Annotated in this window: 1 protein-coding gene; it reads right to left on the reverse strand. The window is 74.2% G+C overall.

What is annotated here, in order from left to right; translation table 11 throughout:
• Positions 1-175 precede the first annotated feature (175 nt).
• Positions 176-1373 (reverse strand): hydantoinase B/oxoprolinase family protein (locus B9G38_RS17455; RefSeq protein ID WP_086221190.1); only part of this gene is annotated, 1198 nt, incomplete at its 5' end.

Consider the following 1373-nt stretch of genomic DNA (forward strand, 5'->3'; position numbering starts at 1 on the left):
GGTTCAGATCCCCAGCCGCGAGGCCGCAGCGGGCGACGTAAGTAGCGTGGCGCTACGCGCCGCGGAAAGCCGGCGGCGGAGCCGCCGGCGACACCGCAGCGAGCGAAGCTCCCGCCCTGTCAGTCGCGTCGCTTCGCTCCGGCCGCTCGTCGGCACGCGCCACCGCCAACTCTATTTATAAACGGTCGTCGGACGGATCGCCGTCTCGGTCGTCGACCTTCCCGTCTCGCCGGTCGCGCTCGCACGCTTCGGAGTCTCGCTCCGCCGGGTCGCCGTGTCCACCGCCGCCCGGCGTGCGGACCGAGACCGTCGTCCCGGCCGCCACGTCGACGGAGGTCTTCGCCGGGACCGGCTCGCCGTCGATCAGGTTCGCGCCGACCGCGCCGTCCTCCCCGCCGTCGAGCCCCCGAGGAGCGGTCCGGCGCCGCTCGGTCAGCAGCGAGACGGTCGCGTCCGCCTCGACGGTGACGGTGCGTTCGATTCCGAGACCGCCGCGGTGGCGGCCGTCGCCGCCGCTCGACGGGCGCAGGGCGTAGCGCTCGACGCGGAGCGGGTAGGCGGCCTCCAGCGCCTCGACCGGGGTGTTGAGGGTGTTCGTCATCCCGACCTGGACGCCGTCCATCCCGTCCTTGCTCGGGCGGGCGCCGAAGCCCCCGGCGATCGTCTCGTAGTAGGTGAACCCGCCCGCGCGGTCGCCGACGATCAGGTTGTTCATCGTTCCCTGCCCGCCGGCGGGGACGAGGTCGGGCACCGCCGCCGCGAGGGCGGCGAGGGTGACGTCCGTGACGCGCTGACTCGTCTCGACGTTGCCGCCGACGACCGCGGCCGGCGGGCGGGGATCGAGCAGCGACCCCTCGGGCGCCGAGATAGAGACCGGGTCGTAACAGCCGTGGTTAGGCGGTATCTCCGGGTCGGTGACCGCGCGGACGACGAAGTACACCGCGCTCTTCGCGACCGAGAACGGCGCGTTCAGGTTGCCGTCCACCTGGTCCGCGGTGCCGGCGAAGTCGACGTCGATCGCGGCGCCGTCGACGGTGACGGCGACCTCGACCGGCAGGTCCGCGTCGGTGATCCCGTCGCCTTCGAGCACGTCGCCGGCGCGGTAGGTCCCGTCCGGGAGCTCCCGGAGCTCGGACTCCACGCGATCGCGCGAGTAGTCGATGACGGCGTCGAACGCGTCGAGCAGCGTCTCGCCGTGCTCGTCGAGCAGCTCGCCCACGCGCTCCTCCGCGCGCGCGTTCGCGGCGCGCTGCGCGCGGAGGTCCGCCTCGCGCTCGTCCGGCGTCCGGACGTTGGCGAGGATGAGGTCGCGGACGGCCTCGTTCGGCTCGCCGCCGTCGACGGGCCGGCCCGCCGGCAGGCGGGGCCCCTCC

The sequence above is a fragment of the Halorubrum sp. SD612 genome, from assembly GCF_002135005.1.